The organism is Pseudomonas sp. 210_17 TE3656 (genome assembly GCF_054821965.1).
In genome coordinates this window covers 696459-711368 of record NZ_JBTRBC010000001.1, presented here as the reverse complement: position 1 = coordinate 711368, position 14910 = coordinate 696459, and the positions used below count along the sequence as shown (strand labels likewise).

The following is a 14910-nucleotide window of genomic DNA, read 5'->3' as shown; positions in this document are numbered from 1 at the left end:
AATCGCTATCCGCGTACGGTGGCAGCTTCGATGAATTCGTTGCTGTCATCGGCGGGCTTGGGAGGATCAGGCCGTCGTTGCGGGCTGATCAGGTTGGTGTATTCCTCGATCAGGCGGTTTAGCGCCTCGGGGGGCTCGCAGGCCTGGAACTGCATGCGGATTTGCACTTCATCGGGATCACGGCTGTCACCGTTGCGCTTGTTCTGGCCGCCTACCGTCACATAGAAGCGCTCGCGCTTCAGGTTCTCGCTGGCCTTGGTGGTTTCGGTATTCTGGATTCTCACCGACAGGTCGACCTGCATACGCTCCAGCGCCAGCCCCCTGGGTGAAACCAGGGCAATCAGCGGGACGTGCATCTTGTGCTGATCATCCATCGCCACCTCAACCATCTTGGCCTTCATCGGTGAGCCCAGTGCCTGGGCGTCGTAATCGAAAAACTGATCGAAGAGTTTGATGTACTGCTGGGCGATCAGATTATTGGTGGCGGCAGCGGCTTCTTGTAGGCCACGGGTAATGTCACAAAGATCGCTGGCGGTGATGGGGGCGTTTTTCGAGGAGAGATCATCCAAGCGTTCGCACTCCTTGTGTTTCTGGCAGGAGGCCTCTCACGAGGGAGAGGCCGGATTCGTTGGCAAAGCATGATCAAGCGGGTATTACTTACGGTGCGGCTTTCTCTTTGGGGATTTGCAGTTTCGACTCAGGCAGTGCATCAAGGTTATCCGCTACGGCGTCTTTCATGACCACAGGCTTGGTGGCCGCCTCAGTGAGGAAGTCGATCACGCGCATCAATGCCTCAGGTGGGTCCTGACGGCGGACTTTGGTGTTGAAGGCATAGCGCGCACGGGTGTCGGTTTTACGGGTCTGACTGGACTTGTGACTGACCTGGCCCTTGACGTTGAGTTTGAACGGCCCCCAACCCAGCGAGGCGGCGAAACCCGTTTCAGCCCCGGTTTCAGAGGTGCTCTCAGCTTGCTGGCTGATGGTCAATTCAAAGTCGATGTTGCCTTCTTCAATGACAATGTTGGGATGGGTAATCGCCGCCAGCAGCGGGATCTGCATCTTCTTGGAGACGGTGCCCTTATAGACCCCTTGTTCATCGGTGATGGTTTCGTCGTAGTCAAACTGAATGGCGACGGCTTTGCCATCCTGAATACACACGCCCATAAGAAAGTCGGCGTACGACTTGCTCGCGGTGACTTGCGCCTGAATCATCGCCTGCAAGGGGCCGGAGATCATTCGGTCCAGTGGCAAGGCATTCATGACCGAGCCGATCAAACTGTTATCGATAGTTGCCATTGCGGAATTCCTTTTGATGAATGCACATCATTGTGCGGATTTGTCTTGAGTGCCGAGGTTAGCGGCTCAAGGGGTGAGGCGAGCGTGTGCACACGACTCCTGGCGGCGGATGTTGCCGATCTGGCGCAAGCTCAAGCCGTATTTGTTGGCTAGCATGCTGCGCGAGAGACCCTCGGCGCTTTCCTGCTGGATCTGTTGATTGCGCAGTTGGCGCAGGAAGTGGTCGACCTTGGGGATTTCCAGGGCCATACCGGCAAAACGTTTGATCAGGGCGTCCAGGGCTGTCGCAGGGAGAACCTGCGCCAGTGTGGTGCGTTCACGGTGCTTGGGGATGTACTTGGGGCGGCCACCGAAAGCACAGGTCAAGTTGTAAGCGTTTTCAATGCCCAGGCATTCGATGAGCATCTGTAGCGAATGGGGCAGCTGTTGGATGTCAATACGGTTGAGATCGCGCAGTTCCATGGTGACTTCCTTGTAGGGATTGGCTTGACACCTTCATGTTTGAACATCCCGACCGTGCGTAACAGGCAGCAAGCGCAGCAGGGGCGGTGGGCATCGGATATGTGGTTTGTAGGCAAGGAGGGCCATGGGAATAGGAAAGTCACGGCTGATTCGGCGTAACCCCTTGGTTCTGCGCTCCAGATGCTTGAGCGAGGGGGCAAGGTCTGGCAACCCACGTTTACTGGCAGGGGTGCACCAGCAGCAGGCTGATTTGCCCGAGGTAGGGGCCGGGGCGGTTCACGGCGTGCTCCGGGAGGGTGCGCCAGTCAACCCAGATGCACACGGCGCTGAGACTGGTTTTTGCGTGTTTACCTACGGTTTGCGGAGAAAAGTCCCGGCGATACAGAACCTGGGTCTGGTTGACTGCACTTGTCTCTTTTGGCTGCGACAGGGTCAGGGCTGTTGCCTTGATGACCTCGGCGGAATCAAGACTGAAGTGGGGGGTAGTCGATTGTTCGTACAGATACCCGGCCTGGCGCGAGCGCTGCCAGAGTTGTTGCCACTGGCTGGCACCGGCGTGTTCGGCCAGTTGCTTGCCCAGTGCAACGCGTTGATCGGGGGAGAGTGTCGAGGTGGGGAGCGCCTGGGCCTCAAGGCCAACCAGCAAGGTGATGCTACTTAGTAATCGACCGAGGAACATGGCGAGTTTCCATTCGTCTGGGACAATGCCCGGGACGCCATGGTTTCAGGCGCAAGGTCACTACAGAAGGAGGAAATTGTCCGCTCGCGGCAGGGCTGCGTTGTATGATGCGCATGGGCCGTTCCGGGCCCTTACCCCGATGTTGCAAGGAAATATCAATGACTCAAGGTCAACGCCTGAAATATTCCATTCTGATCTCCCTGCTGGTGCTGGGGATCATGCTCGGTCTGTCCTACCTGCAGAAGCAGGGGACGATCAGTGAACAAGTGTTCCAGTACATTGCCATTGCGGTGGCAGTTGCGGTTGTGGTGATCAACGGCATCATGCGCCGCAAGGTCAAGCTCTGAAGTGATCAGCACGGCCGGCATACGCCGGCCTTTCGCTTAGCGTGGGCAGGTTTGCTCCAGAATGCTGCGGGCCTCGGGGTTGAGGCTGTAGCACTTGTCGTTGCCCATGCTGATCACACCCTCGACGCACAAGCGCTTGAGCACTTCCCGGACACTGAGGAACGACAGGGGAACATCCAGCTGTTCAAGCTGGCTGTGGACGCCGCGTACGCCGATGCTGCGCCCGTTCCTGTCGGCCATGTGCAAGGCATCGATGACCTTGAGGCGGATCAGGCTGGTACGCAGCCCGAATGTCCTGAGCAGTTCGCGAATATGTTCGTTGCCAGGGCGCTCGTTGTCGCTGTTGTCGACTTTTACTGTCAAGGCTTGCCGAGGTTTTCGCTCGGGGCGGTTGGCGATCGCTGCCTGTTGCTGGTTATACATGTGAACACTCCCTTTCGTGGCCAGTCCAGATACCGTCAAAATTCTTGCCTACACCCTATAAGACGAATGAGCGTGGCAAAACTGCAGTACCCGGGAAAAAAAATTATCGAGCCACTTAGGTAAAGACGTTTCGGCAAGGCAGATTCCGTAAATTTATCGCCTGTGCTTCGTTCAATCAGGATCAATAGTTCCCTGATCGATGCAGGAGTGTTCGTGATCAAATCCCATCCGTTGGCAAGCGTCTGTCTGGCAGGACTGCTGCTCGGCCTCAGTTTTGCTGCCCAGGCCCGTGTTGCTCCGGGCGATGCCAGTGCCGAAATTCGCCGCACCAGCTTTGGGGTACCGCACATCCTGGCCCGGGATGAACAGGGGCTGGGCTATGGCATCGGTTATGCCTACGCTCAGGACAACCTGTGCCTGCTGGCCAATGAAGTGGTCACGGTCAACGCCGAGCGCTCACGCTACTTCGGACCTGAGCAGGTAACCTTCGAGCAGCGCGAGAACCTCGCCAGTGATCTGTTCTTCAGCTGGCTCAACTCGCCCTCTGCAGTATTCGGCTTCTGGCAGGCACAACCGGCGCAGGTGCGGGCCCTGCTCGAGGGCTATGCCAAGGGCTACAACCGTGCCCTGGCCGAGCGCGTGGCCCAGGGGCAGGGCGCGCAATGCCTGCAGGCGCAGTGGCTGAGACCGATTACCACGCTTGATCTGGTCAAGCTCACCCGGCGTCTGTTGGTTGAAGGTGGGGTAGGGCAGTTTGCCGAAGCCCTGGCGGGCGCTACCCCGCCCAGTGCCGTCGCGCGCTTGAATGTGGACATGAGCGTGGCGCAAGCACGGCAGAACAATTTCGCTCTCGAGCGTGGCAGCAATGCGGTGGCGGTGGGGCGCGAGCGATCAGCCAGTGGTCATGGCATGTTGCTGGCTAACCCGCACTTTCCCTGGGCGGGCGGCATGCGTTTTTACCAGATGCAGCTTACCGTGCCCGGAAAGCTGGATGTCATGGGCGCAGCGTTGCCAGGTCTGCCCTTGATCAACATCGGTTTCAACCGCCACCTGGCCTGGACCCATACGGTGGACACTTCCAGGCATTTCACGGTGTATCGGCTTGAGCTCGATCCCAAGGATCCGACCCGCTACCTGCTCGATGGCAAGTCGATGCCGATGAGCCGCCAACGTCTGACGGTGACGGTCAAGGGTGCGGATGGCAAACTGACACCGGTCAATCGTGACGTTTACAGCTCAGTGTTCGGCCCGGTTGTACAGTGGCCCGGACGGTTGGACTGGGACAAACAGCGCGCTTTCAGCCTGCGCGACGCCAACCTGGACAACACTCGCGTACTGCAGCAGTGGTACAGCATGAACCAGGCTGACAGCCTGAAAGCGCTGCAGGATTCGGTGCATCGATTGCAGGGTATTCCCTGGGTCAACACCCTGGCCGTGGACGCCAAGGGACAAACCTTGTACCTGAATCAGTCGGTGGTGCCTTTTGTCGATGCTGCCTTGCTGGCGCAGTGCAGCGATCCGGCAGCAGGACAGGCGTTGATTGTGCTCGACGGTTCGCGCAGCGCCTGCAACTGGAAAATTGACCCGCGTGCAGCGCAGCCGGGCATCTTTCCAAGCCAACTGCTGCCGAGCCTGAGCCGTGGCGACTTCATCCAGCACTCCAACGACTCCGCCTGGATGGTCAATCCGGCGCAGCCGTTACGTGGCTATTCGCCGTTGGTCAGTCGTGAGGACCAGCCTCTGGGGCCACGCAGCCGCTTTGCCCTGCAACGGCTGAACCGCGAAGGCAAGCTGACCGGCGCCGATCTGCAGCAGATGGTGATGGACAACCAGGTCTATCTGGCGGAGCTGCTGCTGCCGGACCTGTTGCAATGGTGTGGTAAACAGGCGCCGGATTCGCCATTGACGACGCTGTGCAGCAGCTTGAAAGCCTGGAACCTGCGTGCCGACCTCGACAGTGGCATCGGGCTGGTGCATTTCCAGAACATTCTGGAGCCGCTGCTGCAGCGCTCGGATATCTGGCGAGTAGCGTTCGATCCGAGCGATCCCCAACATACCCCGCGTGGACTGGCAGTCGAGCGCGCCGACGTGGCAGCAGCCTTGAACCAAGCCGCCCTGGCCTCGCTGGCCGAGGTGGAGCAGGCCGGTCTGACGGCTGATGCGCAGTGGGGGCAGATCCAGCAAGCCGCCGACGGCACGCCGATTCACGGCGGACCTGCCAGCCTGGGGGTCTACAATGCGATCCAGAGTGTAGCGGCCGGGCCTGGCAAGCGCCTGGTGGTCAGTGGTACCAGCTACCTGCAGCTGGTGACCTTTGATAGCAAGGGGCCGCAGGCCTTGGGATTGCTGGCTTTTTCCGAGTCCAGCGAGGCCGGTTCAGCGCATGCCAGTGACCAGACACAGGCTTTTTCGGCCAAGCAGTGGCATGTGATTCCCTTCACCGAGGCGCAGATCAAGGCTGATCCACAGTATCGCTCACTGGTCATACGCGAGGCCGATGCGGCGGTAGTGGCCAGAGCCGTTAATGAATCAGCTCCTTGAGTAACAAGCCAAACCCCAGGTCTACCTGCTCGGGAATCGGCAGGTAGACGGTATGCCCATCCCCCGGTGCCACCTCGATTGATGCCCCCTGACGATCGCGCAACTGGTGCAGATCGAAATGATAGTTGCCACGCGGGGTCATCAGTTCCAGATGATCTCCCAGGGCAAAGCGGTTCTTGACCTTCACCTCAGCCAGACCATCGACGCGTTCACCGGTCAGTTCACCGACAAACTGCTGGCGCTCGGACACCGAGTTGCCACGTTGATAGTTCTGATATTCATCATGCACGTGACGCCGCAGGAAGCCTTCGGTGTAACCACGCTGGGCCAGCGATTCCAGATTGAGCATCAAGCTGCGGTCGAACTCACGGCCCGCCACGGCATCATCGATGGCCTGGCGGTAGACCTGAGTGGTGCGCGCGCAGTAGAAGTGCGACTTGGTGCGACCCTCGATCTTCAGTGAATGCACGCCCATGCGGGTCAGGCGTTCGACGTGCTGCACTGCACGCAGGTCCTTGGCGTTCATGATGTAGGTGCCGTGCTCGTCCTCGAAGGCCGGCATGTCTTCATCCGGACGATTGCTTTCCTGAAGCAGGAACACCTGCTCGGTGGGGGCGCCGATCCCCAGAGTCGGCTGTACTTCGCGGACGATATCACCGTTGGCATCTTCAGTCGCCGCTGTAGCGCTGTACTTCCAGCGGCAGGCATTGGTGCAGCTACCCTGATTGGCGTCACGGCGGTTGAGATAACCCGACAACAGGCAGCGGCCGGAGTAGGCCATGCACAGCGCACCATGGACGAAAACCTCCAGCTCCATGGCCGGTACCTGCTGGCGGATTTCCTCGATTTCCTCCAGTGACAGTTCGCGGGACAGGATCACTCGGGTCAGCCCCTGGCTGCGCCAGAACTCGACGCTGGCCCAGTTCACCGTATTGGCCTGCACAGACAGGTGAATCGGCATCTGCGGGAAGTGCTGGCGCACCAGCATGATCAGGCCCGGGTCAGACATGATCAGCGCATCCGGGGCCATCTCGATCACCGGCGCGAGGTCTTTGAGGAAGGTCTTGAGCTTGGCGTTGTGCGGGGCAATGTTGACCACCACGTAAAAACGCTTGCCCTGGGCCTGGGCCTCTTTGATGCCCAGCGCCAGGTTGGCGTGGTCGAACTCATTGTTGCGTACGCGCAGGCTGTAGCGCGGTTGGCCGGCATAGACTGCGTCGGCGCCATAGGCGAAAGCGTAACGCATGTTCTTCAGAGTGCCGGCTGGGGCGAGCAATTCAGGTTTGGCAAGCGGGGTCATGATCAGGTCGCGGCAAAAGGCGCGGATGCTACCGGGAATGCCCCGGTGGGTAATTGATCCATGTCAACGGCGCTTTTGCCGCTGCTTGCGTTTACCTCGGGTGCTGCGCGCCGACTCTTTGCATTTATTCAATAGAAACAAGGGTTTGATATCAAATAACGATTATTGAGGGGTGTTTGAAGTTGGCTCACGGGACACTGGTCTGGCCTGCAAAGTGCGCTTGATGGAAACAGCTCAGGCGCACCGTGTGTTCCGCCATAAGGACTAGATAAATGCCTGAGCCCATTCGATTGCCAGCTTACCGCCAGACACAATGCAAAACCTGCAGTCTCGCGCCGCTGTGCCTGCCTGGTTCAGCGAGTCCCGAAGAAGTCGACATGCTTGATGACGTGGTCAAGCACGTCCGGGCCATGAAAGAGAACGATTTTCTGTTTCGCCAGGGCGACAGTTTCAACTCGATCTACGTGATCCGCTCCGGCGTATTGAAGTCCGTTTGCCTGAGTGAGACTGGTGAAGAAAAGATCATCGGCATCCATCTGCCCGGTGAGTCGATTGGCCTGTCCGGACTGGGGTCCGAAGCGTACCCGGTATCAGTCCAGGCGCTGGAGACCACCGAAGTGTGCGAAATTCCTTTCGCGCCTCTCGATGAGCTGTTGATCCGCTTGCCGCAGATACGCCGGCATCTGATGCGGGCGATGAGCAGTGAGATTCGCAATACCCAACAAATGACCCGGCTGCATTCGAAAAAAGCCGCCGATGCCCGGGTCGTCTCCTTGCTGGTCAACCTGTCGGCACGCTTTCACTCGCTTGGATACGCAGCCAATCAACTGCACCTGAGCATCTCACGTAACGAAATCGGCAATTATCTGGGGCTGGCCGGAGAGACTGTTTCCCGGGTGTTCACCCGTCTCCAGCAAAACGGCCAGATCGAAGTCGACGGCAAACAAGTGCGCCTTCTCCAACCCATTCAGCCTATCAACTAGCCGATGGATCAATGGCAGTGCCCAGCCTGCTTTAAGGACCCTAAATGACTTTGATTCTTTCGCATGGACCTTGGTCCGTCACGATTGCGCAGCCTGCTGATTCACGTCCCACCTTTGAGCCGCGTTACACCTTGAATGAACGAGCGCAGGTGGACACCACCTACCACTGGAACTGGAAAGGGCAAAACCTGGCGGGTGTGAGCAACTGCACGTTCACCTTTGCCAACCCGGATTTGCACAGCCTGACGACCTGGAGTACGTCACTCGGTCAGAGGGCTTGGTACGACGTGACGCCAACTGGCGGTAACAATGACGGTGCCCAGGGGCTTGCAGGCGCGAACGATGCAAGCAATGAAAGCGGCGACCTGGCTTATGTGCAAATCGAATTGAGCGCTCAGTATTTCTGGGAAAGCGACCTGACCGCAGAGCGGGCATTGGAGACCTGGCCAGCCGGGGCCTGACCGATCGTCTTGTGCGCACGGCACTTTTGCCACTGCGCCGTGCACTAACGTTGTGAACAGCAACGGAGCGCACATGAACGAAACCGCCGTGCAGCACAAGGCCCTGCATCTGTTACTGGCCCTGGTGACCATCGCCTTCATCTGGATCCTGCTGCCGTTCTACGGCGCAGTGTTCTGGGCGGTGATCCTTGGCATCGTCTTCGCCCCGCTGCAGCGCCGTTTGCTAACGCGCCTGGACTGGAGGCGCAACCTGGCCGCGGGCCTGACGCTGCTGATATGTCTGGTGATCGCCATCCTGCCGGTGATCATCATCAGCACCCTGCTAGTGCAGGAAGGTGCGGCGCTGTACAAGAACCTTGAGAGCGGCGAGCTGGACCTGGCCGGCTACATCGAGCGTTTCAAGGATATTCTCCCGGCCTTTGCGCAAAATAGCCTGGAGCGCATGGGGATGAGCGATCTGGCAGGCCTGCGCGACAAGATTACCAAGGGGGCTCTGCAAGGCAGCCAGTTCTTTGCCACCCAGGCGTTCAGCTTCGGTCAGGGTACCTTCGATTTCCTGGTGAGTTTTGCCGTCATGCTCTATCTGCTGTTCTTCTTTTTGCGTGATGGCGCGGAGCTTGCGCGCAAAATCCGCGCGGCGGTGCCGTTGGCCGAGCAGCAGAAACGCCGCTTGCAACTGAAGTTCAACCGCGTGGTGCGCGCTACCGTCAAAGGCAACCTGCTGGTTGCGATAACCCAGGGTGCGCTTGGCGGCATCATTTTCTGGATGCTGGATATTCCCAGTGCTTTGGTCTGGGGTGTACTGATGGCCTTTCTATCGCTGTTGCCGGCAGTCGGGGCGGGAATCGTCTGGGCACCGGTTGCGGTGTATTTCGTCGCCACTGGGGCGATCTGGCAAGGTGCGGTGCTGGTCGCTTTCGGCGTGTTCGTAATCGGTCTGGTGGACAACGTGTTACGCCCGCTGCTGGTGGGCAAGGACACGAAAATGCCGGACTACCTGATTCTGATATCGACCTTGGGTGGTCTGGCGGTATTCGGCCTCAATGGTTTTGTCATCGGGCCGTTGATCGCCGCACTGTTCATGTCCAGCTGGGCGATCTTCGTTGCGACCAAACCACAGGTACAACTACCCAGCTAGCGGAAGCTGTAGGACACCCCGGCGTATACCCCGAAACCTTCGCCGGGGGTCGAGTGGGCAACGTCCTTGCCGTTGTCGTTGTAGCCGGGGGTGACTGTGGCGGCGTAGCGCTTGTTGGTCAGGTTGCGCAGGTCGATCCAGGTTTGCCAGTCCTGTTTTGGCGCGTTGTAGCCCAAGGTTGCACCGAGCAGGGCATAGGCGTCGGCAGGATAGCTGTTGGCGTAGTCGACCTGGACCTTGGAAGCCATCTGCGTATTGAGCCCGGCGTAAAAACCACTCGGCAGGTCGAAGCGCAGCTCGGCCTGGTAGTAGTGCATCGGGATACCGGGCAGACGGTTGTCACCGAAGACATCGTCATCACGGTAGTGGAAGTCACTGAAGGTATAGGCCTGACGCAGGGACAGTTTGCCGACGCCGCCGCGTTCCCAGAGCAGGCTGTCGAGGCCGGCTTCAACGCCTTGGTGCACGGTGGGGCTGGCGTTGAACTCCTTGGCGGGCAGGCCTTGCACGATCTCCACGGCCAGCAGCTCATGGCGCACGTCCGAGTAGTACCAGGCCAGGTCCCAGCGGCCGATGGACGACTCGCCGCGTGCACCCAGCTCCAGGGTGGTGGCGGTCTGGTTCTGCATTTCGATAGGCTGGGTGGCGCTGGGCGAGCTCCAGATCAGTGACCACGGGTGCGGCGGCTCCACCGAGCGGCTCAGGTTGCCATAGACCTGCAATTGAGGGTTGATGTCGTAGCGCAGGCCCAGGCGTGGGGCGTAGTCCCAGTCGTGCTGGCTGACCTTGCCGCCATTGGCCGGAAAGCTCACGTCGCTTTCGCGGCGGGTATAAATCATCGCCAGGCCGCTGGTCAGCCACAGGTCAGGCACCAGCTCGAGCTCGTTGCCGACGTGGACCACGGTGTCCGAACCCTGGTAGCTGAAGTCTCGGGTCCGGGCGCCGGTGATGTCATCTTTGCGGACAAACTGTGACGCACCGCTGTTGGGCAGGTGCTTGGTGGTCCGCCAGCCCACGGTGGTGTTGCTTTCGTGCCCGAACAGGGTGTCTCTACGGAAATAGTTCAGTGTCCCGCTGACATCGGTATATGCGACCTTGAGGCGCATCGGGCCCTCGCGCAGGTCCATCGGGTAGTCGTGGTAGACCAGCCCGGTTTCCAGGCGCGAGTCGTCGTCCAGATAGAAAGTGGTCTTGTTGCCCACCCAGGTGCTGCCCGGTTGCGGGCGGCTGTCATCCCGAGCCAGGTACGCCGGATTGGCGTCGCGTGGGTGGTGCTTGATCTGGTCTTTGGTCAGGCGCCCGGCCAAATCATTCTCGGTTTCCCGGTAACGCAGGTAGAAGCGGGTTTCCAGGCTCGGGCTGAAGCGATAACCGACATTGGCGGCGATGCCCTTGCTGCTGCCGCTGCTGTGCTCCTGGTAACCATCGTACTCAGAATCGGTCAGGGCCACGTAGTAGTCCAGATCGCCCAACACCTGACCGGAGCTGATCTGACGCTTGGCATAGCCGCGGCTGCCCAGTTCATAGCGCACTTGCAAGGGCGCGGCATCATGGCCGGTATGGGTGATGTAATCGATGGCGCCGCCCAGGGCGAGGGCGCCGCGGTCGAAACCGTTGGCACCGCGCAGGACTTCGGCGCGGCTCAGCCACAACGGTTCGAACAACTCATACGGTGTGCCGCCAGGGCCGGTCAGCGGCAGGCCGTCGAACATCGTGTAGACGCCTGAACCGTGGCTGCCCGGCGCACGGTTGATGCCCGAGCCGCGGATCGACAACTTGATACCGTCGTTGCCGGCAGACTGGGCAAACACGCCCGGCTGGTAGGCGAGTACATCCTGATTGCTGGCGACCCGGCCTTGCTCCACCCGTTGCATGTCAATCAGGTTGGTGGCGCCTGGTACCTGATTGAGACGTTCGCGAGCGTCCTGCAGCTCGCTCTGTTCCTGGATAAGTACCTGGCCAAGTTCAATGCCATCGCTGGCCTGGACTGAAGCGGCACAGGAAATCAACAGAGCAAGGGAGGAGCGGGGTAGGGTGGGGCACATCGATGGGGTTCCGGGATGGTGAGCGGGTATCAGACGTCGCAACTATCAGACGAAGCACAGTCATGGATATGTACTGACCTCATCGCGGGGCAAGCCCGCTCCCACAGGATTTGGACAGCCCTGTGGGAGCGGGCTTGCCCCGCGATAACAATTTAAGCCACAAAACAAAACACCCCGCCGAAGCGGGGTGTCTGTTACAGCAAGATCGATCAGCCGACCAGTTGCAGGCCTGCATGCTGGACCATGTCCAGCAACGGCTGCGGGTACACACCCAGCACAAAGGCCAGGATCGCGATGGCCAGCAGCATGACGCCGCCGGTGCGCTGTTCCCAGTTCAGCGGAGCATCGTGACGACGCAGGTTCGGTTCCATCAGGAACAGGGTGACCATCACACGCAGGTAGTAGAACACGCCGATGGCACTACCGATCACCAGGGCACCGACCAACCACCACAGCTGCGACTCGACGCCGGTAGCGATGATGTAGAACTTGCCGATGAAGCCTGCGGTCAGCGGGATACCGGCCAGCGACAGCATCATCACGGTCAGTACCGCGGTCAGGTACGGACGGCGCCAGAACAGGCCGCGGTACTCGTACAGAGCGTCTGCGTCACGGCCGTTGTACGGCGACGACATCAGGGTGATGACACCGAAGGCACCCAGGCTGGTGATCACGTAGGTGACCAGGTACACGCCAATGGCTTCGACGGCCAGACCCTTGCTCGCCACCAGGGCGATCAGCAGGTAACCGAAGTGGGCGATCGACGAGTAACCGAGCAGACGCTTGAGGTTGCTTTGAGTCAGCGCCAGCAGGTTACCGATCAGGATCGAAGCAACGGCAATCACCGACAGCACGGTGGTCAGCACGCCACTGCTGGCAGCAGGGGAGAGCATGAACAGGCGCACGACAACGGCGAACACTGCAACCTTGCTGGCGGTGGCCAGGAAGGCGGCGACCGGTGCCGGAGCACCTTCGTAGACGTCCGGGGTCCACAGGTGGAAAGGCACCAGCGACAGTTTGAACGCCAGACCGACCAGCATCATGCCCAGGCCCAGCTGAGCCAGCAGGCTTGGCATGTTGGTGGCTGCCAGGGCTTTACCGATACCGTCAAAGCTCAGGCTGCCAGCGTCGGCATACAGCAGTGCCATACCGAACAGCAGGAAGGCGGAACCGGCGGCCGACAGCACCATGTACTTGATGCCGGCTTCCAGCGAACGCTTGTTGAAGAAGGCATAGGCTACCAGGCCATAGACCGGTACCGAGAGCAGCTCCAGGCCAATGAACAGGCCAGCCAGGTGCTGCGCGCTGACCAGTACCAGGCCACCCAGGGCAGCCATCAGGATCAGCAGGTACAGTTCTTCGCGGTTGCCCGGGTAGCCTTTGCCGCCTTCACCCAGGTAGGCATGGGCGAGGGTTACACAGGCCAGGGTGGCGACCAGGATCAGCGCCATGTACAGGCAGGCGAACTTGTCGATGGTCAGCAGCGGCGTGACCGCCAGTGGCACGACTTTGAGTACCGGCAGGATCGACAGCAGGGCCAGGTTAAGGCCCACGGTCGACAGCAGGAAGGTTTGCGAATGGTTGCGGCGCCAGGCGATTGCCAGCATCACCACGACAACGGTGATGGTGGTAATCAGCAGCGGCGCAAGCGCGATAAAGTGTTGAATCGTCAGGTCCATAGCGCTCTTACCGGGCCGAAGCGAGTTGAGTGAAAGCGGAGCCGAACCACTGCTGCACACCACTCATGGTGGCGGCGGAAGTGTCCAGGAACGGCTGCGGGTAGACGCCCAGCAAGATCAGCAGGCCAGCCAGGCCCAGTACCATGATCATTTCGCGGGTATCCATGCCAGCCAGGACTTCGTCCGACTTCGCCGGGCCGAAGTAGGCACGGTGAATCATGATCAGCGAGTAGACCGAACCGAACACCAGGCCGGAAGTGGCGATGACGGTGACCCATGGCGAGGCGACGAAGCTGCCGATCAGGATCAGGAACTCGCCAACGAAGTTACCGGTGCCCGGCAGGCCCAGCGACGCTGCAGCGAAGAACAGGCTGATGGCCGGCAGGTAGGCGATGCGATGCCACAGGCCGCCCATCTCGCGCATGTCACGGGTGTGCAGGCGCTCGTACAGCTGGCCGGCGAGGATGAAGAGTGCCGCCGCCGACAGGCCGTGAGCCAGCATCTGGATCACAGCACCTTGCAGCGCTTGCTGGCTGCCGGAGTAGATGCCGATCAGCACGAAGCCCATGTGCGAAACGCTGGAGAAGGCCACCAGACGCTTGATGTCGGTCTGGGCGAACGCCAGGAAGGCACCGTAGAAAATCCCGATCAGACCCAGGGTCATGGCGATCGGCGCGAATTCGGCCGAGGCATTCGGGAACAGTGGCAGGGCGAAACGCAGCAGGCCGTAGGCAGCGGTTTTCAGCAAGATACCGGCAAGGTCCACCGAACCTGCAGTCGGTGCCTGGGCGTGCGCGTCAGGCAGCCAGGAGTGGAACGGTACCACCGGCAGCTTGACCGCGAAGGCGATGAAGAAGCCGAGCATCAACACGTATTCGGTGGCGGGTGGCAGTTCAGCCTTGAGCAACTGGGTGTAGTCGAAGGTGATTACACCGGTGTTGCTGTAGTTGACCAGTACCAGGCCAAGGATCGCCACCAACATGATCAGACCGCTGGCCTGAGTGAAGATGAAGAACTTGGTGGCTGCGTAGATCCGGGTCTTCTTGCCGTCGGAGGAGCTGTGACCCCAGAGCGCGATGAGGAAATACATCGGCACCAGCATCATTTCCCAGAAGAAGAAGAACAGGAACAGGTCTAGGGCCAGGAACACACCGACCACACCGCCCAGGATCCACATCAGGTTGAGGTGGAAGAAGCCGACGTGACGCTGGATCTCTTTCCAGGAGCACAGTACCGAGAGCACACCGAGCAGGCCGGTGAGCAGGATCATCAGCAGCGACAGGCCGTCGAGGGCCAGGTGCAGGCTGATGCCGAAGCGCTCGATCCACAGCACTTTGAATTCGACCGCCCACTCAGGCGCAGCGCCTGGAGCAGGGGCCAGGGTGTAGTCCCCGTTGGCCCACAGCCAGAGGCCGATACCAAGCAGCAGGGACATGGTCAGCAGCGCAATCCAGCGCGGCAGGGTGGCGCCGAAGCGCTCACCCAGCCAGCACAGCAGGCCGCCGATAAAGGGGATCAGGATCAGCCAAGGCAAAATCATGACGGGCTCAATTCCT

14 protein-coding genes are annotated in these 14910 nt (G+C 60.0%); 5 read left to right on the top strand and 9 right to left on the bottom strand.

What is annotated here, in order from left to right; translation table 11 throughout:
• Window positions 1-5: 5 nt before the first annotated feature.
• From ACVI9W_RS03455 to ACVI9W_RS03440, 4 genes are all read right to left on the bottom strand, one after another.
• Entirely contained in the window at window positions 6-539 is a 534-nt protein-coding gene (locus ACVI9W_RS03455; RefSeq protein WP_461531789.1) for a DUF2589 domain-containing protein, read from the bottom strand.
• A 118-nt stretch (window positions 540-657) separates the two neighbouring features.
• On the bottom strand, window positions 658-1296 hold the full coding sequence (locus ACVI9W_RS03450) for a DUF2589 domain-containing protein (RefSeq protein WP_461529199.1): 639 nt from the start codon (window positions 1294-1296) through the stop codon (window positions 658-660).
• Window positions 1297-1362: 66 nt separating this feature from the next.
• Window positions 1363-1758 (bottom strand): Mor transcription activator family protein, encoded by a 396-nt coding sequence (locus tag ACVI9W_RS03445; protein ID WP_422417355.1) that lies wholly within the window; start codon window positions 1756-1758, stop codon window positions 1363-1365.
• Between the two features lie 217 nt (window positions 1759-1975).
• Window positions 1976-2437: a hypothetical protein gene (locus ACVI9W_RS03440; RefSeq protein WP_461529198.1), complete on the bottom strand. Its 462-nt coding sequence runs from the start codon at window positions 2435-2437 to the stop codon at window positions 1976-1978.
• A gap of 158 nt (window positions 2438-2595) precedes the next feature.
• On the opposite strand from ACVI9W_RS03440, the gene ACVI9W_RS03435 reads away from it, so the two are divergent.
• Window positions 2596-2784: a hypothetical protein gene (locus tag ACVI9W_RS03435; protein WP_038612844.1), complete on the top strand. Its 189-nt coding sequence runs from the start codon at window positions 2596-2598 to the stop codon at window positions 2782-2784.
• A gap of 36 nt (window positions 2785-2820) precedes the next feature.
• Here ACVI9W_RS03435 and ACVI9W_RS03430 read toward each other — a convergent pair whose 3' ends face one another.
• A complete protein-coding gene (locus ACVI9W_RS03430) occupies window positions 2821-3207 on the bottom strand; it encodes a fe2+ zn2+ uptake regulation protein (protein ID WP_461529197.1) in 387 nt (128 codons plus the stop codon).
• Between the two features lie 213 nt (window positions 3208-3420).
• Here ACVI9W_RS03430 and pvdQ point away from each other — a divergent pair, with 213 nt between their 5' ends.
• Complete coding sequence (gene pvdQ, locus ACVI9W_RS03425) at window positions 3421-5748, top strand: bifunctional acylase PvdQ (RefSeq protein WP_461529196.1); 2328 nt, start codon at window positions 3421-3423, stop codon at window positions 5746-5748.
• On the opposite strand, the gene trhP is transcribed toward pvdQ, so the two are convergent.
• Entirely contained in the window at window positions 5729-7051 is a 1323-nt protein-coding gene (gene trhP / locus ACVI9W_RS03420; RefSeq protein WP_461531788.1) for a prephenate-dependent tRNA uridine(34) hydroxylase TrhP, read from the bottom strand. The genes pvdQ and trhP overlap by 20 nt on opposite strands.
• A gap of 269 nt (window positions 7052-7320) precedes the next feature.
• Between trhP and ACVI9W_RS03415 the strand changes: the two genes are divergently transcribed.
• From ACVI9W_RS03415 to ACVI9W_RS03405, 3 genes are all read left to right on the top strand, one after another.
• Entirely contained in the window at window positions 7321-8031 is a 711-nt protein-coding gene (locus tag ACVI9W_RS03415; protein ID WP_422417363.1) for a cyclic nucleotide-binding domain-containing protein, read from the top strand.
• 44 nt (window positions 8032-8075) lie between these two features.
• Window positions 8076-8492 carry a hypothetical protein gene (locus tag ACVI9W_RS03410; RefSeq protein WP_422417365.1) on the top strand — a complete coding sequence of 139 codons (417 nt, stop codon included), beginning with the start codon at window positions 8076-8078 and terminating at the stop codon, window positions 8490-8492.
• Window positions 8493-8565: 73 nt separating this feature from the next.
• Window positions 8566-9630 (top strand): AI-2E family transporter, encoded by a 1065-nt coding sequence (locus ACVI9W_RS03405; RefSeq protein WP_461529195.1) that lies wholly within the window; start codon window positions 8566-8568, stop codon window positions 9628-9630.
• On the opposite strand, the gene ACVI9W_RS03400 is transcribed toward ACVI9W_RS03405, so the two are convergent.
• From ACVI9W_RS03400 to nuoM, 3 genes are all read right to left on the bottom strand, one after another.
• Window positions 9627-11675, bottom strand: coding sequence for a TonB-dependent receptor family protein (locus ACVI9W_RS03400; RefSeq protein WP_461529194.1), 2049 nt, complete (start codon window positions 11673-11675; stop codon window positions 9627-9629). The two genes, ACVI9W_RS03405 and ACVI9W_RS03400, sit on opposite strands and share 4 nt — an antisense overlap.
• A 209-nt stretch (window positions 11676-11884) precedes the next feature.
• Window positions 11885-13354 carry an NADH-quinone oxidoreductase subunit NuoN gene (gene nuoN / locus ACVI9W_RS03395; protein WP_038612829.1) on the bottom strand — a complete coding sequence of 490 codons (1470 nt, stop codon included), beginning with the start codon at window positions 13352-13354 and terminating at the stop codon, window positions 11885-11887.
• Window positions 13355-13361: 7 nt separating this feature from the next.
• Window positions 13362-14894 (bottom strand): NADH-quinone oxidoreductase subunit M, encoded by a 1533-nt coding sequence (gene nuoM / locus ACVI9W_RS03390; RefSeq protein ID WP_157193228.1) that lies wholly within the window; start codon window positions 14892-14894, stop codon window positions 13362-13364.
• Window positions 14895-14910: the final 16 nt, after the last annotated feature.